The sequence below is a fragment of the Sphingobium sp. CFD-2 genome, from assembly GCF_024611135.1.
GTDB lineage: Bacteria > Pseudomonadota > Alphaproteobacteria > Sphingomonadales > Sphingomonadaceae > Sphingobium > Sphingobium fuliginis.
In genome coordinates this window covers 973,870-997,221 of record NZ_CP084405.1, presented here as the reverse complement: position 1 = coordinate 997,221, position 23,352 = coordinate 973,870, and the positions used below count along the sequence as shown (strand labels likewise).

The following is a 23,352-nucleotide window of genomic DNA, read 5'->3' as shown; positions in this document are numbered from 1 at the left end:
AGCGATTCCACCGTATTTCAAAGGGAGACTTAGGACGATGGCCGACACCCCGGAAACCCCGCCCGCCAAGCGCGCCAGAAAGGCCAGCCCCGCCAAGGCGCCCAAGGCCAAGCCGGCCAAGGCCGCCCTGTCCGGCACGCTGGTGAAGGCCGCGCCCGTCAAGACCACCACCACGCGCAAGGCCGCCGCGCCCGAGACGCCGGGCAACGGCGCCGCCGCCCATGGCTGGACCGCGCAGATCGCGCCGATCAAGGCGCAAGCGGAAAAGGCTGCGAAGGCCGCCGCCGACAAGCTGAACGCCGTGGATTGGAAAGCGCATATCGACCCGCTCAAGGACCAGGCGTCCAAGACCGCAAAATCCGCCGCGGGCGTCGCCAAGGACAAGACCGGATCGGCCATGCAGAGCCTAGCGAAGCTGATTTCCGACACGGCGGGCACCGTCGATGCGAAGCTTGGCCCGCAATATGGCGACTATGCCCGCCAGGCGGCCGAATCGGTGGCCGGCGCCGCGAAGACGCTGGACAGCAAGGATGTCGACCAGTTGATGACCGAAGCGCGGGATTTCGTGCGCAAGAGCCCGGCCGTGGCCATCGGCGCTGCGGCGGTGGTCGGCTTCGTGCTGATGCGTCTTGCCAAGGGGTCGGACGAAGACGCCTGATCGCGTCCTTGCCCATTGACGGACGACAGGGCCCCGGCGCGGGGCGGAGGATATATTGACTCAAGAGCCCCTGCAGACCGAGGCACAGGAAGAGTCCGTGCGGGACGTCTTCACACGCCTGTACAGCGACGGGCGGGCCTATGCGGAAGCGGAAGTCGAACGGCAGAAGCTGCGCGCCGGCATCGTCGGCGCGGGGGTCCGCGATGCGCTGATCTTCGCGACGGCGGGCATCATGCTTGCCTTCGCGGCGATCGTCGCCGGGCTGGTGGGCATCATCTTGGCGTTGTCGCCGCTTGTCGGGCCCGGCTGGGCGACGGGCGCGGTATTCGGCGGCGCGCTGGTCATCGCGCTGCTGCTGCTGCTGGTCGCGAAGGGCCGCATCGACCGGATGAAGAAGGCGGTGAAGCCATGAAGCGCGAAGAAGCCTATCGCGATGCGGTGGCGCGGGCGGATGCGCGCAAGGCCGCGCTCATCTCCAGCGCCCTCGCCGCCAGGGCGCGCCTCACCCCCGCCCGGCTCAAGCAGGACGCGAAGGACAAGGCAACGGAAACGCTGATGGACGGCGCCGCCTATGCGGCTGCCAAGGTCCAGCAACGGCCGGCCGCCACGGCCGCGGCAACGGGCGCGCTCGCGCTCTATTTGCTGCGCCGTCCGCTCGGGGCACTTTTCCGGCAGATATACGTTCGGATAAGCAACCGCACAGAAGAGATTTCGGAGACTGACGATGGCTGACATCCGCACGCAAATCACCCGCGCCCGTGAAGCCGCGAACGACATTGCCGGGACCGCGTCCGGCAAGTTCCGCGATACGGCGGATCGCGCGAGGGAAAGCGCCGGCGACCTGATCCAGACGAGCCGTGAAAAGGCGGGCGATGCCTATGCGGACGCGCGCGACCGGTCGCAACGGATCGCGGCCCGCGCCAATGAAATCGTTCAGGAACACCCCATCGCCGCCGTCGCAGGCGCCGTCGCGGCCGGAGCCGTCATCGCATGGATGTTCCCCAAGAGCCGCGCGGCCATGAAGGCCCTGCCCGGCCTTGCCAGCAGTGCGGGCGCCAAGGTGCTGGAAGCGGCGCTCGCCGCCAGGGCCGTGGCGGCGGAAAATGCGGAAAGCCTGCGGTCGAACGCTGGCGAGGCGCTGCACAATGCGGCCGAGGGGACGAGGGAAGCGGCGGCATCGGCACGCGACAGCGTGGCGTCCGCCGACCTCGGTGCAAAGGCGTCCCGCCTTGCCGACGATGTGGCTGCGCTGGTCGCCGCGAAGGTCGACGCGCTGAGCGAAGCGGTGAAGGCCCGATTGCCAAAAACGTAATCGCGCTGCCGCCAAAAGCATGCTGATCCGGCCGCCTGCCCCCTTGGACGGGTGCGGGCGGCCTGCTACGCTATGGGTTCACCGAGCAGGAGAACATAAGATACCATGAGCAAGCTGCACCTTGTAATGGGCGGTCGCGTCAAAAATCCTCAAACGCTGGAATTCGAAGATCTGAGTTCGATCGAGCTGGTCGGCGTCTATCCCGATTACAGCAGTGCAGAAAATGCCTGGCGCGGCGCTGCTCAGCGGACGGTCGACGATGCGGAGATGCGCTATGTGATCGTGCACCTGCACCGGCTGCTGGAACCCGATCTGCCCAGCGGCTGAAGAGCAGGAAAGCCGGGCGTCAGGAAAGGGGCTGGGGACGTTTGCGGAAACGCCAGCGCAGCAAAGGGCGCGTCAGCACCAGCCCCACCAGAAAGCCGCCGATATGCGCGGCAACAGCAATCTGCCCCAGGTCGCCCAATCCCTGCGCCGTGGCGAAACCGATCATGAGCTGAAGCACGATCCAGCTTGCCGCCAGCCAGAGCAGACGAACCAGATTGGCCGACACCGGTCCAACCCGCCGGACCTTCTGCTGGCTGTAGAGCAGCGCATAGGTCGCGATGACCGCCGATATGGCCCCGCTGGCGCCGACCATGGGATTGGTGGAATGCGGATCGATCGCCCATTGCAGCGCCGTCGCGCCATAGGCTCCGGCAATGTAGAGCAGCAGCGTCGCGCCCTTGTCCAGCACATGCTCCACCTGTCGCCCGCAGAAGACGAACATGAACAGGTTGAAGCCGACATGCAGCCAGTTGGCATGGACCAGCGTGCAACTGATCGGCGTCAGCCACACCGGAACGGCCGCCATGCCGGCCAGCAGGGCGCCATCCTCCACCCGTGCGGGGATGAAGCCGGCCATGATCGCGGCATTATCGACCTGCCCCGTCAGGTAAAGCAGCAGGAAGGCGACGAAGGTGATCGCCGCAATCCCGTTCGTCATGCGACCGGCAGGCAGTTTCACGGATGGATCAGATGAAATCGATCTTGTCGACCAGGTAGAATTTGTCGCCCGATGGCACCGACACCTCGACCTCCTCGCCGATCTGGCGCCCGATCAGCGCGCGGCCCAGGGGGCTGTTATAGCTGATCATGCCAAGCTTGGCGTCAGCTTCGGCCTGCCCCACGATCTGGTACTTGACCGGCTTGTCGTCCTCATCGAGCAGGGTGACGGTCGCGCCGAACACGACCTTGTCGCCCGAAAGCGTCCTGGGATCGATGATCTGGGCACGCGACAGCTTGTCTTCCAGATCGGCAATGGTGGCTTCAACCTGGCCCTGACGCTCCTTGGCGGCGTGATATTCGGCATTTTCCGACAGATCGCCGTGCGCGCGGGCTTCTTCGATGGCGTCCACGATCAACGGCCGCTCGGCCTTCAACTCGCGGAGCTGCTCGTTGAGCTTGTCATAGCCCATCTGCAGCATCGGCATCTTCTCGACGGTCGCCATTCTTGCAAATCCTTCGTCAAAACTTCCCTTTGGCGGCCCCGACCTTGGGGCCACCCGCAGCGTGCTTCCTTGTGCAGGGGATCAGGCTTGCGACACAGGATAATAGGACTGGAGCGAACGCACTTCAAGGGCATGCCCCCGAAGAGCCTCGATCGCATTCGCCGCCGCGACGCTGGCCGCCGCCGTGGTGAAGCTGGCGACCTTGGCGCGCAGCGCGCTGGTGCGGATCGCCTTGCTGTCCTTGAGCGACTGCCAGCCCTCCGTCGTGTTGAAGATCAGGTCGACGTCCCCGTCGGTGATCCTGTCGACGATATGCGGGCGCCCTTCGGCCACCTTGTTGACCGGCTGGACGGCGATGCCCTGCTCCTCCAGATAGCGGGCCGTGCCGCCCGTGGCGATGATGGCGAAGCCCAGCGCCGCCATCTTCTGCACGGCGGGCAGGATCACCGGCTTGTCGCTGTCCTTGACCGACACGAACACCGTGCCGCCCTTGGGCAGGATGGTCCCCGCGCCCAGCTGCGCCTTGGCGAAGGCCGTGGCGAAATCGCTGTCGATGCCCATGACTTCGCCGGTGCTCTTCATTTCCGGCGAGAGCACCGGATCGACGCCGGGGAAGCGGGCGAAGGGGAAGACGGCTTCCTTGACCGCGATATGGTCGATGGCGTTCCGGTCGATCTTCGGCAGATCCTTGAGCTTCTCGCCCGCCATGACGCGGCTGGCGATCTTGGCGATCGGCGTGCCGATGGCCTTGGCGACGAAGGGCACCGTCCGGCTGGCGCGGGGATTGACCTCGATCAGATAGACGACGCCGTCCTTGACCGCGAACTGGATGTTCATGAGCCCGCAGACCGACAGCGCGCGGGCGAGGACATCGGCCTGACGCTCGATCTCCGCGATGATGTCGTCCGACAGGCTGTAGGGCGGCAGCGAGCAGGCGGAGTCGCCGGAATGGACGCCCGCCTCCTCGATATGCTGGAGCACGCCGGCGACCACCACATCGTCGCCGTCGCAGAGCGCGTCCACATCCACCTCGACCGCGTCGCGCAGATACTGGTCGATCAGCACCGGGGAGTCGCCCGACACCTGAACGGCGGTGGCGATATATTCCTCCAGCTGCGCCTGACCGTCGACGATCTCCATGGCGCGGCCGCCAAGGACATAAGACGGGCGCATCAGCACCGGATAGCCGATGCGGTTGGCGACGGCGATCGCCTCCTCGCGGCTGCGCGCGATGCCGTTGGCGGGCTGCTTCAGTTTCAGCCTGTCGATCAGCGCGGCGAACCGCTCGCGGTCCTCCGCCAGGTCGATGGCGTCGGGCGACGTGCCCAGGATCGGCACGCCCGCATTTTCCAGCGCCTGCGCCAGCTTGAGCGGCGTCTGCCCACCGAACTGGACGATCACGCCGGCCAGCGTTCCGTTCGACATCTCGACGCTCAGGATTTCCAGCACGTCCTCCGCCGTCAGCGGCTCGAAATAGAGACGGTCCGACGTGTCATAGTCGGTCGACACCGTTTCCGGGTTGCAGTTGACCATGATCGTCTCATAACCCGCCTCCGCCAGCGCGAAGCAGGCATGGACGCAGCAATAGTCGAACTCGATGCCCTGCCCGATGCGGTTGGGACCGCCGCCCAGGATCACGACCTTCTTCCTGTCGCTGGGCTGCGCCTCATTCTCCGCATCGCCGAAGATCGGCGCTTCGTAGGTCGAGTACATATAGGGCGTCTTCGCCTCGAACTCGGCGGCGCAGGTGTCGATGCGCTTGAACACGGGGCGCACGCCCAGCCTGTGGCGCAGCGCGCGGACCTCATCCTCCGTGACGCCGCCGGTCATGGCCTTGACCGCTTCGTGGATCAGGCCCGACCCGCGCGCGATGCCCCGTTCCATGCCGCGCAGATTGGCCGATTTGAGCGCAAGATAGGCAAGGCGCTTGTCGGAAAAGCCCATCGACTTCAGCCGGCGCATGCCGTCAGCATCCTGCGGCAGGCCGTTGTTCAGAATTTCCGCTTCGGCGTCGATGATCTCCTTGATCCGCTCCAGGAACCAGGGGTCGAACTTCGCGATATTGTGGATTTCAGCGACGGTGAGGCCCTCGCGCAGGGCCTGCGCGGCGACCAGCAGGCGGTCGGGCGTGGGCTGGGCGAGCGCGGCGATGATGTCGTCCTTGGGCGCGCCGACGAGATGGTCGACCTCATTGAAGCCGCAAAGTCCGGTTTCCAGGCCCCGCAGCGCCTTCTGCATCGATTCATGGATGTTGCGGCCGATCGCCATCACCTCGCCCACCGACTTCATCGCGGTACCGAGCAGCGGTTCGCTGCCCTTGAACTTCTCGAAGGCGAAGCGCGGGATCTTGGTCACGACATAGTCGATGGTCGGCTCGAACGACGCGGGGGTGGCGCCGGTGATGTCGTTCTCGATCTCATCCAGCGTGTAGCCGACGGCGAGCTTCGCCGCGACCTTCGCGATGGGGAAGCCCGTCGCCTTGGAAGCCAACGCGGACGAGCGGGAAACCCGCGGGTTCATTTCGATGACGATCAGACGGCCGTCCTTCGGATTGACTGCGAACTGTACGTTCGAACCGCCTGTTTCCACGCCGATTTCACGCAGCACCGCGATGCTCGCGTTGCGCATGATCTGATATTCCTTGTCGGTCAGCGTCAGCGCGGGCGCGACGGTGATGGAATCCCCGGTATGGACCCCCATCGGATCGACATTCTCGATCGAGCAGATGATGATGGCATTGTCGTTCCGGTCCCGGACGACCTCCATCTCATATTCCTTCCAGCCGAGCAGCGATTCCTCGATCAGCACCTCGGTGGTGGGCGACGCGTCAAGGCCCGCGGCCACGATCTGCTTGAACTCGTCCTTGTTATAGGCAACGCCGCCGCCAGTGCCGCCGAGCGTGAAACTGGGGCGGATGATCGAAGGAAGCCCAGTGAATTCAAGGGCTTCCAGCGCTTCTTCCATAGTATGTGCGATGCGTGAGCGGGCGGATTCCAGCCCGATCTTGTCCATCGCGTCGCGGAATTTCAGGCGGTCCTCCGCCTTGTCGATGGCGACCGCATCCGCGCCGATCATCTTGACGCCGAACTTCTCCAGCGTGCCGTCATTGAAGAGAGCGAGCGCCGTGTTGAGCGCCGTCTGCCCGCCCATGGTCGGCAACACCGCGTCGGGGCGTTCCTTCTCGATGATCTTCGCCACGATTTCGGGCGTGATCGGCTCGACATAGGTCGCGTCGGCGAATTCCGGATCGGTCATGATGGTGGCCGGGTTGGAATTCACCAGGATGATGCGATAGCCCTCTTCCTTGAGCGCCTTCACCGCCTGCGTGCCCGAATAGTCGAACTCGCAAGCCTGGCCGATGATGATCGGACCAGCGCCGATGATGAGGATGGAGGAGATGTCGGTGCGTTTGGGCATTATTGCTCACTCATTATGCAACCGCAGTTTGCGGCATGTTCGCCTTGAAAATGCCGCTCTGCATCAGCAACGGCCTCTTCCTCTGATGAGAACGGCCCATGAAACGGGGCCGGAGACTGATCGAAGTCGGCTTCACCCAACTCCTTCCACCACCAATCTCCGTCCTCGGGATCTGTATTGGTCGCAACGGCATGGGTGGTGTGAACGGTCAGATCCTCATGCTTCGTAGATGCTACGATAGTGTGAGATGACATATCAGGAACTCTGCCCCAGACCCTCAACGAACCGCTCGAACAGATAGAAGCTGTCCTGCGGGCCGGGCGAGGCTTCTGGGTGGTACTGGACCGAGAAAGCCTTCTTATCCGTCAGTTCGATGCCGCAATTGCTGCCGTCGAAGAGCGACACATGGGTCGGCTTCACATTGGCGGGCAGCGTATCGGCGTCGACCGCGAAGCCGTGGTTCATCGACGTGATCTCGACCAGACCGTCGGACAGGCGCTTGACCGGATGGTTGGCGCCGCGATGGCCCTGATGCATCTTGACGGTCTTAGCGCCCGCCGCCAGCGCCAGCATCTGGTGGCCAAGGCAGATGCCGAAGACCGGCTTGTCCGCGTCCAGCAGCTTCCGGATCACCGGCACGGCATATTCGCCGGTCGCGGCGGGGTCGCCGGGGCCGTTGGAAAGGAACACGCCGTCGGGATTATGCTCCATCACCTGCTCATAGCTGGCGGTGGCGGGCAGCACGGTGACGCGGGCGCCGGCCTTCACCAGATTGCGGAAGATATTGTTCTTCGCGCCATAATCGATCGCGACGACATGGGGCCGCTCTTCACCGGCTTCATCGAGGCCGTAGCCGAAACCCAGCTTCCACACGCCGTCCTTCCAGAGGCGGCTTTCCTTGGCGGAGACTTCGATGGCAAGGTCCATGCCCTCCAGACCCGGCCAGGCCGCAGCCCTGGCGGCCAGCGCCTCGATGTCAAACCGCCCCTCCGGATCGTGCGCGATCACGACATTGGGCGCGCCCTTGACCCGGATCAGCCTGGTCAGCGCGCGGGTGTCGACGCCGGCAAGGCCAATGCGGCCATTTTCCTTCATCCACTGATCGAAGGGCTCGACATTGCGGAAGTTGCTGGGTTCCGTCACGTCCTGCCGCACGACGCAGCCCAGCGCGTGGGGCAGCTCCGCCTCCACATCGTCCAGGTTCGTGCCGACATTGCCGATATGCGGGAAGGTGAAGGTGACGATCTGCCCCGCATAGCTGGGGTCGGTCATCACTTCCTGATAGCCGGTCATGGCCGTGTTGAAGCACAGTTCGCCCACCGCATCGCCGACAGCGCCGAAGCCGCGACCGAAGACGGCGGAGCCATCGGCGAAAACCAACACCCCTGTCGCTCCTTTGGGCACAATGAGGGTTTTGGCGTCAGCCATGGTCGTATCGTCCTTTATGCTTTTGCGGGAACCCGTCTGAAGCGGGTTAAACGGCCGGTCACCTATGCGCGAGAGGCCGCGGGGTCAACTCCTGTTAAAAATCTCTTTTGGCGTTATATCTGGACCTTTCCGGAAGAGACAGGATTCATTCGCATGATTCGCGACGAGATCAAAAGCGCCCAAATCGCCGCCATGAAGGCGGGAGAGAAGGATCGGCTGGCCGCCGTGCGCCTGATCCTGGCGAAGCTGAAGGATCGCGACATAGAACTGCGCACCGCGTCCAGCGTGCCGGATGACGACACGGTCGTGGTCGAGGTGCTCCAGAAGATGGCGAAGCAGCGCCGCGAATCCATCGACATGTTCAGGAGCGGCGGCCGCGACGAACTGGCCGCGAAGGAACAGGCCGAACTGGACGTGATCGACAGCTTCCTGCCGCAACAGCTCAGCGAGGACGAGACGAAGGCCGCCATAGAGGCGATCAAGGCGGAAGTGGGCGCGGCGAGCGTCAAGGACATGGGCAAGGTCATGGCCGTGCTGAAGGAACGGCACGGATCGGTGATCGACATGAGCAAGGCCAGCGGGCTGGTGAAGGCGGCGCTTTCCTGAGGCAACATCTTCGCAATCTTCCTGCATCCGGCGCGCCCTCGACATTGATGGACGTTCCGGCATAATCGCATGATGGCGTTCTGGACCTATATGCTGCGATGCTCGGATGGGCGCTATCATACGGGTCGCACCGATGACCTCCACCATAGGATTGGACGGCATCGGGCAGGACAGGGCAGCCAATTCACACGCAGGCGCTTGCCGCTCATGCTGGTCTGGAGCGAAGCCTTTTCTTCCCGAATTGAAGCCTTGGAAGCGGAACGGATCGTCGGCGGCTGGTCGCATGCCAAAAAGGAGGCAATGATCGCGGGCAATTGGTCCTTTGTTTCCCTGCTCGCCCGGCCGCCGCGCGAGCGTTTCTCGGCTTCGCTCGAAACGAACGGAGTTCTGGCCGATGCGTTCAGGCGTGCGGATTTGAGCTGGGCATGAGCCTATCCCCGGCCTTCCTCGACGAATTGCGCGCGCGCACCTCTCTTTCCACCCTGATCGGGCGGACGGTGAAGGTGCAGAAGGCAGGCCGCGAATATAAGGCCTGCTGCCCCTTCCATAATGAGAAGACGCCCAGCTTCACGATAAACGACGAAAAGGGCTTCTATCACTGCTTCGGCTGCGGCGCGCATGGCGACGCAATCCGGTGGATGACCGATCATCGCGGCCTTCCCTTCATGGAAGCGGTGAAGGAACTGGCGCAGGCGGCGGGCATGGACGTTCCCGCGCCCGATCCGCGCGCGGCGAAACGGGCGGAACAGGCCAGGGGCCTGCATGACGTCATGGCCGCCGCGCAGGGCTTTTTCGAGGAGCAGCTTGGCGGAATTGAAGGCGCGGAGGCGAGAGCCTATCTCCAGCAGCGCGGCATCGCCGCGGGAACGGCCAGGACCTTCGGCTTCGGCTTCTCGCCTGACGGGCGGGGGCGGCTCAAGACAGCCCTCAAGGAATTTGGCGAACCGCTGCTGATCGAGGCGGGATTGCTCATCGACCCGGATGGCGCCGAGCCGGATAGCGGAAATGCCAGAAAGCGCGACAGCTATGATCGCTTCCGGGGCCGGCTGATGTTGCCGATCCGGGACATCAGAGGCCGGGTGATCGCTTTTGGCGGGCGCATATTGGGCGCGGGCGAACCCAAATATCTGAACTCCCCCGACACGCCGCTCTTCGACAAGGGGCGGACGCTCTACAATATCGACCGGGCCTCCCCCGCCAGCCGGCAGACGGGCCGGATCATCGTCGTGGAGGGCTATATGGACGTGATCGCCCTCGCCCAGGCCGGCTTTGAAGAATCGGTGGCGCCCCTGGGCACGGCGCTTACGGAACATCAGATCGAGCGCCTGTGGAAGATGGCCGATGTGCCGATCCTCTGTTTCGACGGCGATTCGGCGGGGCAGAAGGCCGCGATCCGTGCAGCGACCCGGGCCCTGCCCCTGCTCCGACCGGGCATGAGCCTGGCCTTTGCGACTCTGCCGGCCGGGCAGGACCCGGACGACCTCATCCGCGCGGAGGGGCCTGCGGCGATGGAAGCGGTGCTGGGCGCCGCCGAACCGCTGGTCGAGCGCCTTTGGAAATATGAACAGGCTGCCGCGCCGCTGGATACGCCGGAGCAGCGCGCCGCGCTCAAGCAGCGCCTGTCCGCGATCACCGACGCCATCGCCCATCCCGACGTGCGGGCGCATTATGTCCACGCCTTTCGGGAACGCTATGACGCGCTGTTCTTCGCGCGGGCGGCCTTCCAGCCCCGTCATCAGCGCGGCGGGGGCAGCGCCCGCTCCGGCTGGCAGCGCGACCGGCGCGGCAATTGGAAGCCCCCCCTGCCCCCCGCAGGAAGCGAGGCAAGGGCGATCGGCGCAAGCGGCATGGAGCAGCGGCTTTTGCGCGCCGTCCTCGCCAGCCTGCTTCGGCATCCCGATCAGATTGCGCTGCATCGCGAGATGCTTATCGGGCTTCGCATCGCCGACACCGTGCTGGCGGAACTGCTGAACGCGATGATCGCGGCCTCGTTCAGCAAAGAAACAGTTGAAACCGGTGGCCTCCTTACCATATTGGGGCAAGGTGAAGTGTATAATATGGCGAAGGGAATGCTTCGGGCCGACACGTTCACATTCACCCCCCATGGAAGCAAGGCCGACTCGGATCGCGTGCGGCGCGATCTGAACGAGGCCATTCGGGTGATGGCGCAGGGACCGGAGCTGGAGGCGGCGTTGGCTGAAGCCACCCGGCGGGCGAGAGACGACCTCAACGAGGACAGCTTTGCTGAACAGCAAAGGGTCCGCAAGTTGAAGCTGGATCATGATCGCCGCCTGGCGGAACTGGCGCAGTCCGAAGATATTATATGATATGGATCGTCCCTTTCACGGGGGCGGCGGAATTAAGGCGAATAAATGGCGAGCAAGGCGAACAGCAAGGGTGCGGGCGAGGATACGGATACCGGCGATGCACCGCTGCTGGATCTGAACGAGGCGTCGGTCAAGAAGCTGATCGCCCGCGCCAAGAAGCGCGGCTACATCACCTATGACGAGCTGAACGACGCGCTGCCGCAGGACCAGATGTCCTCCGAGCAGATCGAGGACATCATGTCCGCGCTCAACGAAATGGGCGTGAACATCGTCGAGAATGAGGAAGCCAGCGAGGACGGCGAGGATCAGCGCGACGACGGCGACGACGACAGCGCCGACGACGATGGCTCGCCGCGTCCCGTTACCGAGAAGAAGAAGGAAACGGTCGACCGCACCGACGACCCCGTGCGCATGTACCTGCGCGAGATGGGGGCCGTGGAACTGCTCAGCCGCGAGGGCGAGATCGCCATCGCCAAGCGGATCGAGGCGGGCCGCGACACGATGATCCTGGGGCTGTGCGAAAGCCCGACCACCTTCAACGCGATCATCGAATGGTCGACCGCGCTCAACAATGGCGAGATGCAGCTGCGCGAGATCCTGGATCTCGACGCGATGCTGTCCAAGGATCCCGCTCCGGAAAATCTGGAGGAAGGCGCCGAGGACGACGATGGCGAGATCAGCGAGAAGACCGCCGGACCCAGCTTCAAGGAAGAGGAGGAACCGGAGGAGGAATCAGCCGATTCCGACGAGGATGAGGACGGCCTGACGGAGCGGCGCGCCCGCCGGATGGAGGAGGAGGAAGAGGAGGACAACACCCTCTCCCTCGCCCAGATGGAAGAGACGCTGAAGCCGATGGCGCTGGAGAAATTCGCGACCATCACGGAGATTTTCCGCACCTTCTCCAAGGCGCAGGAATCGCGCATGGCCGCCATGGCCAATGGCGAGACGCTGAGCCAGAAGGCGGAGGACGACTATCAGGAACTGCGCGAGCAGCTCACCGCCGAGGTCGAAAGCGTCCAGTTCCACCAGCAGAAGATCGAATATCTGGTCGACCAGCTTTACGCCTATAACCGGCGCCTGACCGCGCTGGGCGGGCAGATGCTGCGCCTGGCCGAACGGCACAAGGTGAGCCGCAAGGATTTCCTCGACCGCTATGTCAATCATGAGCTGGACGATGGCTGGCTCGACAAGGTGTCCGGTCTGGACAAGAAATGGGCCGCCTTCGCCGCAGCCGAGGGGCGCGCGGTCGAGCGCATCCGCCTTGAGGTGAGCGAGATCGCGCAGGCGACCGGCATGTCGCTGTCCGAATTCCGCCGCATCGTCAACATGGTGCAGAAGGGCGAGCGCGAGGCGCGCATCGCGAAGAAGGAAATGGTCGAGGCGAACCTGCGCCTCGTCATCTCCATCGCTAAAAAATATACGAACCGCGGCCTGCAATTCCTTGATCTTATTCAGGAAGGCAATATCGGCCTGATGAAGGCGGTCGACAAGTTCGAATATCGGCGCGGCTACAAGTTCAGCACCTACGCGACCTGGTGGATCAGGCAGGCGATCACTCGCTCCATCGCGGATCAGGCGCGGACCATCCGCATCCCGGTCCACATGATCGAGACGATCAACAAGCTGGTCCGTACCAGCCGCCAGTTCCTGCACGAGCAGGGCCGCGAACCGACTCCGGAGGAGATGGCCGAGCGGCTGTCCATGCCGCTGGAGAAGGTGCGCAAGGTGATGAAGATCGCCAAGGAGCCGATCTCCCTCGAAACGCCGATCGGCGACGAGGAGGATTCGCATCTGGGCGATTTCATCGAGGACAAGAATGCGATCATACCGGTGGACGCCGCGATCCAGGCGAACCTCAAGGAAACCGTCACCCGCGTGCTTGCCTCGCTGACCCCGCGTGAGGAGCGCGTGCTGCGCATGCGCTTCGGCATCGGCATGAACACCGACCATACGCTGGAGGAGGTCGGCCAGCAGTTCAGCGTGACCCGCGAACGAATCCGCCAGATCGAGGCGAAGGCGCTGCGCAAGCTCAAGCACCCCAGCCGCAGCCGCAAGATGCGCAGCTTCCTCGACCAATAGCGGCGCCTCGGCAGACCGAGGCGGCAACGCGGCGCCTCGGCAGACCGAGGCGGCAACGCGGCGGAATGATCCAAAAGGGCGGCTTCGGGCCGCCCTTTTTTACTGGCGTAAACTCCTCTTTTACCTCGACTCTCTAGGGTCGCCTGCACGAGGCCGCGCCAGCAGCGGGGCTTTAGGGGAAGACGATGAGCGAAGCAGCACCGCGCTATCAATTTGGCGATGTATCGCAGATCCTGGACGCCGTGGTCGCCGCCGACGGCACGGCCGGGCATGGCTATGCCAGTGGCGCGCGGGCCAGCTTCGGCCCCAATGCCACGCTGTCGCTGCCCGATCTGGCCGATGCCGCCTATTATCTTTGCCTTCTGCATGGCCGCCACCCCGGCGTGATCGACCATGCCGCCACGCGGTCGGCGGACAATGCGGCGCGCGCCTGGCTGATCCAGGCGGCCGACGCCTTCGCGCGGGAACGAGCCTATCTGACCCAGGTGACGGTCGCGGTCGGCCCCGCCCCCAGCACGGCGGGGCAGAGCGATTGCGAAACCGTCGTCAGCCAGCAGCGCCACGCCCTCGACATGCTGGCCCAGTCGGACCGGCGCGGCTGCGCGATGGGGGCGGCCATCGCGCTGGTGCTCGACTGGCGGGCCGTGCGGCATGTGCTGGACATCGCCGCGATTCGCGTCGGGCTGGAACCCCATGTCTGCGACCTTCCGGACCGCGCGGCGACGCTGGAGGTCGCCAGGGAAATCGGCGGCGACGATGCCATCGACCGCGCCATCCTGTTCGGAACGCGCCAGTTGCTGAACCAGCATCGCGGGCTGTGGGACGTCCTTCAGGCCCGCGCGAAGATCCGCGCCGGCAAGGACCAGGCCGCAAGCCGCGCATAAAGGCTTTGCGCTCCTCCCCTGCTTTGCCATAGTTGGCCCGACACAGGCAGGATGAGAAGCAGGAACATGCGGTTTGAAGGCACGCGGGATTATGTCGCCACCGATGATCTGAAGGTCGCCGTCGACGCCGCGGTGCTGCTTCGCCGTCCGCTGCTGGTGAAGGGGGAGCCGGGCACCGGCAAGACCGTGCTGGCGCAGGAAATCGCCAAGGCGCTGGACGCTCCGCTGATCGAATGGAACGTCAAGTCGACGACCAAGGCGCATCAGGGACTTTATGAATATGACGCCGTCGCCCGCCTGCGCGACGGCCAGCTGGGCGATCCGCGCGTTCACGACATCGGCAATTACATCCGCAAGGGCAAGCTGTGGGAGGCATTCACCTCCCCCACCCTGCCGGTCCTGCTGATCGATGAGATCGACAAGGCCGACATAGAATTCCCCAACGACCTGTTGCAGGAACTCGATCGCATGGCCTTCCATGTCTATGAAACGGGGGAGACCGTGGCGGCGAAGGAACGGCCCGTGGTCGTCATCACCTCCAATAACGAGAAGGAACTGCCCGACGCCTTCCTGCGCCGCTGCTTCTTCCACTATATCAAATTTCCCGACCGGGAGACGATGCAGGCCATCATCGACGTGCATTTCCCCGGCATCCAGAAGATATTGGTCAACCGCGCTCTCGAAATATTCTACGAAATCCGGGAGGTGCCCGGCCTCAAGAAGAAGCCGTCCACCAGCGAACTGCTCGACTGGCTGAAGCTGATCCTGGCGGAGGACATGCCGCTCGACATATTGCAGGACCGCGATCCCACCAAAGCGATCCCGCCGCTGCACGGCGCGCTGCTCAAGAATGAGCAGGACATCATGATGTTCGAACGGCTCGCCTTCATGGCCCGGCGGCAGGGGCGATAGGGACCACTCCACCCCCGCTCAACGAAAGGCCGCGAACCATGACTCATCAAGCCGGATGCCTGTGCGGACAGGTGCGGATCAGCATCGATGCGGAACCCCTGGCGGCGCGCATGTGCTGGTGCCGGCTCTGCCAATATCTGGGCGGCGGATCGGGCACGGTGAATGTCTGCTTCCCTTCCGACAAGCTGACCGTCACCGGCGACCTGCGCTGGCACCACAGCGTCGCGGACAGCGGCAATGCGATGCGGCGCGGCTTCTGCCCCGAATGCGGCACGCCGCTGTTCAGCCTGGCCGAATCGCGTCCGCACCTGACATTCGTCCGCGCCGGAGCGCTTGACGATCCCGACCTTCTGGCCCCCCAGGCCGTCATCTGGACCGACGCGGCGCCCGCCTGGGCGCATCTGGACCCTGATCTGCCCCATTATCCGGCACAAATGCCCCCCGTAAGCTAAAAGGCCGCTTGCGCTGCCGGTGCATTTCGGCTCAACTTTCCTCCTGACATTCAAAGCCGCGAAAAGACGGCCATGAATTTAGGGAAGGATGCCAATGCCCAAGCGTGCGTTGTCCCTTTTATCGGCGGTGCTGGCCTTGTCAGCGCCTGCGTTCGCGCACGCTGCCGAGGAACGGGAAGCCTGGACACCCACCGCCACCGCCCTGCGCGCCGACGCCGCGGGGATCGGCATGCCGCAAAGCGTGGCCGGCCTGTCGCTCGCCAAGAGCGGGGAGGTTTCCAACGGCGGCAAGGGCATCGACAATTACGCGCAATATCTGTCCGACGACGGCGCGGTCCAGGCGACGCTCTATGTCTATCTGCCCAGCTATGCCGACGCCTCGCTCGCCGCCTATATGACGGACAAGGCCGTGACGGAGCGTTTCGGAGCAAGGACGCGCCGCACCGCTTATTCCAGCGTCGCGGTGGCCGGACATGCCAATGGCGCCATCCGCGCCGTCTATGACGATGCCGCCGACGGCGCGCTCACCACGGCTGCGGCTTTCCTGCACGCCGGGCGATGGCTGGTGAAGCTCCGCGTCACCGGGCCGACGGAACGGCGGAAGGAAGTGCTGGCCGGGCTGGACGGCATGCTGGCGGGTCTTCAGTTCGATGATGCATCCTCGATCCATGCGACCAGGCCCGCTCGACTGGCCGCCTGCCCCGCCAATGAAGGCGGCGACGCCCGCCTCACCGCGCAAACCACGTCCGCGCCCGCCGATATTTCCCTGCCGCGCGAAGGGCAGGAACCGCTCTGCATAAGGGGCAAGGTCGACACCGCCGAGGGCAGCTACGACATTCTCCAGCAGGCCGGCGCCGCAGATGGCGCGATCATCGTGCCGGTGGACGACGCAGGCACCATGGTCGCGTTCGATCCCGCGAAGGACGGCTATCGGCTCTCCATCCATTCCGTGGGTCAGACCGACCTCTACGGCGTCTATGACAAGGTGCCGAGCGCCCGCCAGATCGCCCAGATCCTGGACGGAAAGGACCCTCAGACGGCCCAGGCCGGCGCGACCGCCGACTATGCCGCCAATGGCGAGGTGACGGTGCGGACGGCTGGCGTGAAGCTGCGCTGAGAGGGGCGATCAGATCAGATAGCCGACCTCATAAAGCCCCCAGCGCCGTCCGCTGAACATCAGCGGCACGAACACGCTGCGCAATGCCCGATAACGCCCCTCGCCCAAGTCCTGACGGTAGGTGAACAGGAAGAAATCCCCATCGCCGTCCAGCGCGCGGCGGGTCTGGCTGTCCATGAATATCTGCCGGTTGCGGGCATGTTCCATGTTCCAGCGCGTCTGCCCAGGCCGCTGCGGCTGGCTGCGCGCGCTGATATGCGTCGGCAGATAGCCGTTCATGTCGATCAGGCAGCAGCCGACGATGGCGCTGTCCTGCGCGGTCCGCCGGTCGAGCAAGGGCTGCACGCAGCGGTCGGCAAAGGCGGTGAAGCCATTTTCATATTGCATCGGGTCGGAACCGGGCAGCGGCCGGTAGGCGGTATCGAACAGGCCGCCCATGTCCAGTTCCCCCTCCGCCAGCGCCCGCTCGATCAGCGCCTGAATCTCCTCCGCGCCTTCTTCGGCCAGGGCGATATAGCGGCTGTTGCGCGTGACATGGCCGCTATGCGCCGCCCGGTTGAGCATCGCGTTCGCCATCCCCTCCAGCCCTTCCAGGTGGCCGCGCGCGGTTTCGACGCGGGTCGCACTTTCCGTCGCCGACTGGCTGAAACGGGCAAGTCCCTGACGCAGGGCCGCGACGTCGCCATCGGCCTCGTCCGTGCAGGTGACGATCGTTTCAGACCGATCCCCGAACTGCGTCACCAGCGAAGCGATCTCGGCCATGCTGACCCGCAGCGTATCGATATGCGAACCGACTTCGCGGCCGCGCAGGATATTGGCCTCCACCCCGCCGATCAGTTGCCGGGCATCGCGGTCCAGCTGGCCCAGCTTGTCGCCCACGGACGCGGCGGACTCGCCCGCCTGCCCGGCCAGCCGCCGGATCTCGTCCGCCACCACGGCAAAGCCCTGCGTCGCCTCGCCGCCGCGGGCCGCCTCGATCGCGGCGTTCACGCCCAGAAGGCGGGTCTGGCGGGCGATCGCGCCCAGTTGCCCCGAAATATCGCCGACCGTCTCGATGACGTCCAGGAACTGACGCAGATGCCCTTCCAGTCCGGTCACATTCTCGATCAGTTCCGTGATCTGGCCCAGGGAACGTCCGATCGCCTCATGCCCCTGCGCGATGATCTGCCCCGCCCGACGCGCCGTAAGGCTGAGTTCCTGCGCCGCGAGCACGCTTTCATTCTGGCTGACGGCCAGCGCCTCCATCGTCGACTGCAATTCCCCCAGATGCGCCGAATCCGCCTGGATGCGGCGGGTCAGTTCCCCCAGGAAACCCGCCGTTTCGCTGCATTGCAATGCGATGTCGCCCGATCTTTCCCCCAGGTCGGTCAACAAATCCCCGTTTTCCAATGATCGCCGCCCTATTCCGCCCGATATGGATACTGCCTTGTTAACGATGCATTGCAACACTTAACATTCCGACAACGCCCCGCGCTTGCATGATCGGGCAAGCTGGCGGACAAGGGGCCGTCATGATGCTCAACTTTCTCGACGCGCTGCGCGCTGCCGGCATTCCCGCCGGCATAAAGGAACATCTGCTGCTGCTGGAGGCGCTGGACCGGGACGTCATCGGGCAGCGGCCCGAGGATTTCTATTATCTCGCCCGCGCCACCTATGTGAAGGATGAGGGACTGATCGACCGTTTCGACCAGGTGTTCGCCCGCGTCTTCAAGGGCGTGCTGGGCAGCGAAGGGGTCGAGGCGGACATTCCCGAGGAATGGCTGCGGCTGGTGGCGGAGAAATTCCTCAGTCCGCAGGAGATGGAGAAGATCAGGTCGCTGGGAAGCTGGGACGAGATCATGGAGACGCTGAAGAAGCGGCTGGAGGAGCAGAAGGGGCGTCATCAGGGCGGCAATAAATGGATCGGCACCGGCGGCACCTCGCCCTTCGGCCATGGCGGCTATAATCCGGAGGGGGTGCGGATCGGCGGCGAGAGCCGGCACAAGCGCGCCATCAAGGTGTGGGAAAAGCGCGAATTCGCCAATCTGGACAATCAGAAGGAACTGGGCACCCGCAACATCAAGGTCGCGCTGCGGCGGCTGCGCCGCTTCGCGCGGGAGGGGGCGGCGGACGAGCTGGACCTGGACGAAACGATCCGGGGAACCGCGCGGCAGGGCTGGCTCGACATCCGCATGCGGCCGGAGCGGCACAATGCGGTGAAGCTGCTCCTGTTCCTGGACGTGGGCGGATCGATGGACCCGTTCATCACGCTTTGCGAGGAGCTGTTCTCGGCAGCGACGAGCGAATTCAAGAATATGGAATTCTTCTACTTCCACAACTGCCTTTACGAAGGCGTGTGGAAGGACAACCGCCGCCGCTTTTCGGAGCGAACGCCGACCTGGGACATCCTCCACAAATATGGGCATGACTATAAGGTGATCTTCGTCGGGGACGCGGCGATGAGCCCCTATGAGATCAGCCATCCCGGCGGCTCGGTCGAACATATGAACGAGGAACCGGGCGCAACCTGGCTGAGCCGCGTGCTGCACACCTATCCGGCCGCCGTGTGGCTGAACCCCGCGCAGGAAGCGCATTGGGGCTATAGCCAGTCGACCAGGATGATCCGCGAAATCATGAATGGCCGCATGTATCCCCTGACGATCGAGGGGATTGACGACGCCATGCGAGAACTGACGCGCAAGCGGTGAACCGGGCCGATTCAGCGATATTCCCCCCTCCGCAGGCGGGAGGGTGTCAGGGAAATGTCATGCCGGTTCGAAGAGCACGCCCCCCGTCATCGGCCGCGGCGCGCCGGTCGTGCCGGGGAAACTGATCGGCAGGCCCTTCATATGGCGGACAGCCATATAGGCGAAACCCTGCGCCTCCAGGGCGTCCCCGTCCCATCCGAGGTCGTCCACCGGTCGGACCTCCGCCCCGGTATAATCGCCCAGCATGCGCATCAGCGTCGCATTGTGGCGCCCGCCACCCGCGACATAGATGCGCTTGGGCCGCTCCGCGAGATGCCCGAGCCCGCGCGAGACCGCCGCGGCGGAAAAGGCCGTCAGCGTCGCGGCGCCATCCGCCAGCGGCAGCCCGCGCACGGCATCGATGGTGAAGGCCTCGCGGTCTATGCTCTTGGGCGGAGGGACGGCGAACCAGGGATCGGCCAGCATGTGCGCCAGCCGATCTTCATCCACCCGGCCGCCGGCCGCCGTCGCGCCGTTCTCATCGAAGCTCCGGTCGCCATGGCTCTGCATCCAATTGTCGATGAGGCCGCTCGCCATGCCGGTATCGAAGGCGACGATTTCCCCGTCGGCGGCGATGGCGGTGATGTTGGCGACCCCGCCCAGGTTCAGCACCGCAACGGGTTTCGCCAGATCATGGGCCAGGGCGCAGTGATAGACGGGGAGCAGCGGAGCGCCCTGTCCGCCCGCCGCGACATCGGCGCTGCGCAGGTCCGCGACGACGGGAATGCCGAAGGCCCCCGCCAGGGCGGCGCCGTCCCCGATCTGCCAGGTCCAGCGCCATTCGGGGCGGTGCGCCACGGTATGGCCGTGGAAGCCGATGACGGCGACGTCCTGCGTGACATGGCCGCTGCGGGCCAGCAGGTCCGACACCGCCTCGACATGAAGCTCGGTCAGTTCTTCCTCGACCGCGTGGATGAGCGGTTCGAACCCCGGCCTGTCCATCGCCATGGCGCGCCCGCAGGCTTCGGCCAGGCGAAGGCGGAACCCCTCGCCATAGGGCATGGCATGGAAAGCGATGCCCTTGCTGGCGCCCTCGCCATCGGTCTCGATCAGCGCGGCGTCTATGCCGTCGCGGGATGTGCCCGACATCAGGCCTATTGCGAGCATCGAATGATCCTGCCTCTTTTACGTTATTCCTCTCAATGCTACAGGGCCGCGCCATGAGCAACTACCAGTCCGATCTGCTCCGCCTGCTCGAAGCGCGCGGCTATATCCACCAGTTGACCGATGCGGAGGGTCTGGACGCCCTGGCCGCCAGGCAGGTCGTGCCGGGCTATATCGGCTTCGATCCCACGGCGCCCTCGCTGCATGTGGGCCATCTGGTGTCGATCATGATGCTGCGGCAGTTGCAGAAGGCCGGGCACAAGCCCATCGTCCTGATGGGCGGCGGCACCGGCAAGATCGGCGATCCCAGCTTCAAGGACGAAGCGCGCAAGCTGCTGACCACCGACGCCATCGCGCAGAATGTCGGCAGCATCAAACGCGTGTTCGAACGGTTCCTGACATTCGGCGACGGACCGACCGACGCGATCATGGTCGACAATGCGGATTGGCTGGACCGGCTGGAATATATCCCTTTCCTGCGCGACATCGGCCAGCATTTCTCGGTCAACCGGATGCTGAGCTTCGATTCGGTGAAGCTGCGGCTGGACCGGGAACAGTCGCTGAGCTTCCTGGAATTCAACTATATGATCCTCCAGGCCTATGACTTTCTGGAACTGTCGCGCCGTTCGGCCTGCCGGTTGCAGATGGGCGGATCGGACCAGTGGGGCAATATCGTCAACGGCGTCGAACTGGCGCGACGGGTGGACGGCACGCAGGTGTTCGGGCTGACGACCCCGCTGCTCACCAATGCCGACGGCACCAAGATGGGCAAGACCGTGGGCGGCGCGGTGTGGCTCAACGAGGATCAGCTTTCCAGCTATGATTACTGGCAGTTCTGGCGCAACACGGCCGATGCCGACGTCGCCAGCCGACTGCGGCTGTTCACCGACCTGCCGATGGACGAGGTGGAGCGGCTGGCCGCCCTGCAGGGCGCGGAGATCAACGAGGCGAAGAAGATCCTGGCGAACGAGGCGACGGCGCTCTGCCGCGGCGCCGATGCCGCCGCCGCCGCCGCGGAGACGGCCCGCCGGACTTTCGAGGAGGGCGCCTCCGATGCCAATCTGCCGACCGTCAGCCTTGGCGCGGACGGGCTGAACATCGTGCAGGGCACCGCCGCACTGGGCTTTGCCGCCTCCAACAAGGAAGTGCGGCGGAAGCTGGCGGAAGGCGCCATCCGCGTCAATGGAGAGGTGGTGAACGACCCCGCCCTGCCCCTGAAGGCGGGGGACAAGGTCAGCTTCGGCGCGAAGAAGCACGGGCTGGTAACCGCCTGAAATCGAAAGAGCGTGCAGCGCGCCTTAACCATGGAAGGTAAGGAATAGGCCACCTTCCTTATCTTATCCTGCGGGCATGCCTTCGGTGTTCGCAAGCCTGTCCCATCTGAACCAGTCGCGGGACCCCGCCGCCAACCAGCGACGCGTGCAGCGGGATCTGGTCGATATGGTCAGCCATATCACCGCGCAGGGGCGAACCCATGGCGCGCGGATCATCAACATCTCCGCCCTGGGATTGATGTGCCGGACGGATGCGCCGTTGGCCATGGGTGAACGGGTGACGATATGGCTGCCCGTGGTGAAGGACCATGCCGGGCACGTGCGCTGGTCGGAAGACGGGCGGATCGGCGTCGAGTTCCTGAGGCGGATCGAACCGCATGTCTATGACGCGATGCTGTCCCTCATTCCGCCACGGCAGACGGCCTGGTAAACGCCTTCCCAAGATCATCCCCCGCCTCCAGCCGCTGGCGCGAACGGACCAGCGCCTGCGGCATTTGCGTGCGCAGGAAATTCATCATCGCCTCCCGCACCTCGCAGCGCAGGTCGAAGGCTATGCCGGCGTTGCGGGCGCTCAGCAGGCCGCGCAGCTCCAGCGCATCGGCGCGCTGGTCGGTGACCTGCAATATCGCGACCCGCCCATCCCAGCGGCTGTTGGCCTTGACCGCCTCGATGAATTTCGCCCGGATCGCCTCTATGTCGGCGGCAGGATCGACGTAAAGGAATACGGTGCCGAGCAGGTCGGAGGTTTTCGTCGTCCAGTTCTGGAACGGCTTTTCCAGGAAATAGGAAACAGGCACGATCATCCGCCGGTCGTCCCAGATGCGGATGACGACATAGGTCAGCTTGATGTCCTCGATCCGGCCCCACTCGCCCTCGACGATCACGACATCGTCCAGCCGGATCGGTTCTGAAAAGGCCATCTGGATGCCGGCGATCAGGTTCTTGAGCGCGGGCTGCGCCGCCGCGCCGACGGCCAGCCCGGCCAGCCCCGCCGACGCCATCAGCGTAACCCCGACGCTCCGCACGCCGGGAATGGCGATCAGCATCAGCGAGACGATCAGGAAGCCGACGATGAACTGCGTCACGCGGTAGAGGATGCGGATGCGGGTATGCTGCCGCCGGGCCTTCAGATTATCCTCCACGCTGATGTCGCTGCGGCGCTCCAGGATGATGCGCCCCGCCCGCATCAGGGAAAAGATCAGCCAGCCCATCAGCAGGATGAACAGCATTTTCGACCCGATGGACCAGATCGCCTCCACATTCGGGCTGAAGGTCAGCGGCTGGATGCCCGCCGCCAGCGTCATGAGGACGATCAGCCAGCGGCTGGGGTGATAGAGGGCGGGAAGGATCACCGGCTCTATCCGCATCCGCCGCACGATGCGGGTCGCCAGCCAATAGACCAGCCAATGGAGCAGGAAGGCGACGGCGACCGACAGGCCGATCGAGATCGCCGCCATCGACGTGACATGGTGCAGGCTGATGTCGGATTGCATGGTCCTGCAACGACAGGGCCGCGGGATGGTTTCGCAGGTGCGGCAGGCCGTTGCTTCCAAGATGCGTGCCGAC

At 64.7% G+C, this 23,352-nt stretch carries 23 protein-coding genes; 16 read left to right on the top strand and 7 right to left on the bottom strand.

Going from position 1 to position 23,352, the window contains the following annotated elements; translation table 11 throughout:
* Nucleotides 1–37: 37 nt before the first annotated feature.
* The 5 genes from LDB29_RS04690 (at nucleotide 38) to LDB29_RS04670 (ending at nucleotide 2,297) form a co-directional block, all read left to right on the top strand.
* A complete protein-coding gene (locus LDB29_RS04690) occupies nucleotides 38–658 on the top strand; it encodes a hypothetical protein (RefSeq protein WP_025549063.1) in 621 nt (206 codons plus the stop codon).
* 97 nt (nucleotides 659–755) lie between these two features.
* Nucleotides 756–1,070: a phage holin family protein gene (locus LDB29_RS04685; protein WP_099185812.1), complete on the top strand. Its 315-nt coding sequence runs from the start codon at nucleotides 756–758 to the stop codon at nucleotides 1,068–1,070.
* Nucleotides 1,067–1,390 carry a hypothetical protein gene (locus LDB29_RS04680; RefSeq protein WP_025549060.1) on the top strand — a complete coding sequence of 108 codons (324 nt, stop codon included), beginning with the start codon at nucleotides 1,067–1,069 and terminating at the stop codon, nucleotides 1,388–1,390. Before LDB29_RS04685 ends, LDB29_RS04680 begins: the two co-directional genes overlap by 4 nt.
* On the top strand, nucleotides 1,383–1,970 hold the full coding sequence (locus LDB29_RS04675; RefSeq protein WP_099185813.1) for a DUF883 family protein: 588 nt from the start codon (nucleotides 1,383–1,385) through the stop codon (nucleotides 1,968–1,970). The genes LDB29_RS04680 and LDB29_RS04675 overlap by 8 nt, the downstream gene beginning before the upstream one ends.
* A 105-nt stretch (nucleotides 1,971–2,075) precedes the next feature.
* A complete protein-coding gene (locus tag LDB29_RS04670) occupies nucleotides 2,076–2,297 on the top strand; it encodes a DUF4170 domain-containing protein (protein ID WP_025549059.1) in 222 nt (73 codons plus the stop codon).
* A 19-nt stretch (nucleotides 2,298–2,316) separates the two neighbouring features.
* Here the strand turns inward: LDB29_RS04670 and LDB29_RS04665 are convergent, their stop codons facing one another.
* From LDB29_RS04665 to carA, 4 genes are all read right to left on the bottom strand, one after another.
* Complete coding sequence (locus LDB29_RS04665) at nucleotides 2,317–2,955, bottom strand: rhomboid family intramembrane serine protease (RefSeq protein WP_037482410.1); 639 nt, start codon at nucleotides 2,953–2,955, stop codon at nucleotides 2,317–2,319.
* Nucleotides 2,956–2,983: 28 nt separating this feature from the next.
* Complete coding sequence (gene greA / locus LDB29_RS04660; RefSeq protein WP_025549056.1) at nucleotides 2,984–3,460, bottom strand: transcription elongation factor GreA; 477 nt, start codon at nucleotides 3,458–3,460, stop codon at nucleotides 2,984–2,986.
* A gap of 81 nt (nucleotides 3,461–3,541) precedes the next feature.
* Nucleotides 3,542–6,877, bottom strand: a complete 3,336-nt coding sequence (gene carB, locus LDB29_RS04655; protein WP_099185814.1) for a carbamoyl-phosphate synthase large subunit — start codon at nucleotides 6,875–6,877, stop codon at nucleotides 3,542–3,544.
* A 255-nt stretch (nucleotides 6,878–7,132) separates the two neighbouring features.
* Nucleotides 7,133–8,305: a glutamine-hydrolyzing carbamoyl-phosphate synthase small subunit gene (gene carA / locus LDB29_RS04650; protein ID WP_099185815.1), complete on the bottom strand. Its 1,173-nt coding sequence runs from the start codon at nucleotides 8,303–8,305 to the stop codon at nucleotides 7,133–7,135.
* Between the two features lie 153 nt (nucleotides 8,306–8,458).
* On the opposite strand from carA, the gene LDB29_RS04645 reads away from it, so the two are divergent.
* From LDB29_RS04645 to LDB29_RS04610, 8 genes are all read left to right on the top strand, one after another.
* On the top strand, nucleotides 8,459–8,911 hold the full coding sequence (locus tag LDB29_RS04645; RefSeq protein WP_025549052.1) for a GatB/YqeY domain-containing protein: 453 nt from the start codon (nucleotides 8,459–8,461) through the stop codon (nucleotides 8,909–8,911).
* 69 nt (nucleotides 8,912–8,980) lie between these two features.
* Entirely contained in the window at nucleotides 8,981–9,340 is a 360-nt protein-coding gene (locus tag LDB29_RS04640; RefSeq protein WP_306303084.1) for a GIY-YIG nuclease family protein, read from the top strand.
* Nucleotides 9,337–11,238, top strand: a complete 1,902-nt coding sequence (gene dnaG / locus LDB29_RS04635; protein ID WP_193666784.1) for a DNA primase — start codon at nucleotides 9,337–9,339, stop codon at nucleotides 11,236–11,238. The genes LDB29_RS04640 and dnaG overlap by 4 nt, the downstream gene beginning before the upstream one ends.
* Nucleotides 11,239–11,283: 45 nt before the next feature.
* Nucleotides 11,284–13,317: an RNA polymerase sigma factor RpoD gene (rpoD, locus tag LDB29_RS04630; RefSeq protein WP_257556334.1), complete on the top strand. Its 2,034-nt coding sequence runs from the start codon at nucleotides 11,284–11,286 to the stop codon at nucleotides 13,315–13,317.
* A 185-nt stretch (nucleotides 13,318–13,502) separates the two neighbouring features.
* On the top strand, nucleotides 13,503–14,201 hold the full coding sequence (locus LDB29_RS04625) for a hypothetical protein (RefSeq protein ID WP_025549047.1): 699 nt from the start codon (nucleotides 13,503–13,505) through the stop codon (nucleotides 14,199–14,201).
* A 66-nt stretch (nucleotides 14,202–14,267) separates the two neighbouring features.
* The gene (locus LDB29_RS04620) at nucleotides 14,268–15,113 is read left to right on the top strand and encodes a MoxR family ATPase (RefSeq protein ID WP_099185817.1); all 846 of its coding nucleotides are present in this window, start codon (nucleotides 14,268–14,270) and stop codon (nucleotides 15,111–15,113) included.
* A 38-nt stretch (nucleotides 15,114–15,151) separates the two neighbouring features.
* Nucleotides 15,152–15,565: a GFA family protein gene (locus LDB29_RS04615; RefSeq protein WP_025549045.1), complete on the top strand. Its 414-nt coding sequence runs from the start codon at nucleotides 15,152–15,154 to the stop codon at nucleotides 15,563–15,565.
* Nucleotides 15,566–15,659: 94 nt separating this feature from the next.
* Complete coding sequence (locus tag LDB29_RS04610) at nucleotides 15,660–16,682, top strand: hypothetical protein (protein ID WP_025549043.1); 1,023 nt, start codon at nucleotides 15,660–15,662, stop codon at nucleotides 16,680–16,682.
* Nucleotides 16,683–16,691: 9 nt separating this feature from the next.
* Here the strand turns inward: LDB29_RS04610 and LDB29_RS04605 are convergent, their stop codons facing one another.
* Nucleotides 16,692–18,056 carry a methyl-accepting chemotaxis protein gene (locus LDB29_RS04605; protein WP_025549042.1) on the bottom strand — a complete coding sequence of 455 codons (1,365 nt, stop codon included), beginning with the start codon at nucleotides 18,054–18,056 and terminating at the stop codon, nucleotides 16,692–16,694.
* 137 nt (nucleotides 18,057–18,193) lie between these two features.
* Between LDB29_RS04605 and LDB29_RS04600 the strand changes: the two genes are divergently transcribed.
* Nucleotides 18,194–19,369 (top strand): VWA domain-containing protein, encoded by a 1,176-nt coding sequence (locus tag LDB29_RS04600; protein ID WP_025549040.1) that lies wholly within the window; start codon nucleotides 18,194–18,196, stop codon nucleotides 19,367–19,369.
* Between the two features lie 57 nt (nucleotides 19,370–19,426).
* Here the strand turns inward: LDB29_RS04600 and LDB29_RS04595 are convergent, their stop codons facing one another.
* Nucleotides 19,427–20,515, bottom strand: a complete 1,089-nt coding sequence (locus tag LDB29_RS04595; protein ID WP_025549039.1) for an anhydro-N-acetylmuramic acid kinase — start codon at nucleotides 20,513–20,515, stop codon at nucleotides 19,427–19,429.
* A gap of 53 nt (nucleotides 20,516–20,568) precedes the next feature.
* Here LDB29_RS04595 and tyrS point away from each other — a divergent pair, with 53 nt between their 5' ends.
* The gene (gene tyrS, locus LDB29_RS04590; RefSeq protein ID WP_099185818.1) at nucleotides 20,569–21,786 is read left to right on the top strand and encodes a tyrosine--tRNA ligase; all 1,218 of its coding nucleotides are present in this window, start codon (nucleotides 20,569–20,571) and stop codon (nucleotides 21,784–21,786) included.
* A gap of 76 nt (nucleotides 21,787–21,862) precedes the next feature.
* Complete coding sequence (locus tag LDB29_RS04585; protein WP_025549037.1) at nucleotides 21,863–22,216, top strand: PilZ domain-containing protein; 354 nt, start codon at nucleotides 21,863–21,865, stop codon at nucleotides 22,214–22,216.
* Here LDB29_RS04585 and LDB29_RS04580 read toward each other — a convergent pair.
* Nucleotides 22,188–23,279 (bottom strand): mechanosensitive ion channel family protein, encoded by a 1,092-nt coding sequence (locus LDB29_RS04580; protein ID WP_025549036.1) that lies wholly within the window; start codon nucleotides 23,277–23,279, stop codon nucleotides 22,188–22,190. The two genes, LDB29_RS04585 and LDB29_RS04580, sit on opposite strands and share 29 nt — an antisense overlap.
* Nucleotides 23,280–23,352: the final 73 nt, after the last annotated feature.